Genomic DNA, 324 nt, shown 5'->3' on the forward strand with positions numbered 1-324 from the left:
ACATTATAGTACATTCCAAGACTGAGAAACAAGCCTTGTATCTGCTTCATTTAATCACCAAAAGAATGCAGAGTTGCAAGCTGACTTTGCATCCAGAGAAAAGCAAAATAGTAAATTTAAGGGGAATATCTATAAAGAAATACCCCAAAGGATTTGACTTTTTAGGCTTTACCATTCGTCCGAGTGCGGTCAAAAGCAAGGATAAGATAATAATCATTCCGAGCATTTACGTAAGTCAAAAGTCGAAGAACAGTTTGATGGAAAAATTCAGAACACTGAAAATCCACAAAAGGCGAACAACCCTAGAGGAGATAGCCAAAATGA

General features: G+C 36.7%; 1 pseudogene. It reads left to right on the forward strand.

From position 1 onward, the window contains the following. Nucleotides 1-324: pseudogene (locus tag WFZ86_RS20185) on the forward strand (hypothetical protein); the annotation flags it as partial.

The sequence above is a fragment of the Flavobacterium polysaccharolyticum genome, assembly GCF_038739875.1.
Taxonomy (GTDB): Bacteria; Bacteroidota; Bacteroidia; order Flavobacteriales; family Flavobacteriaceae; genus Flavobacterium; species Flavobacterium polysaccharolyticum.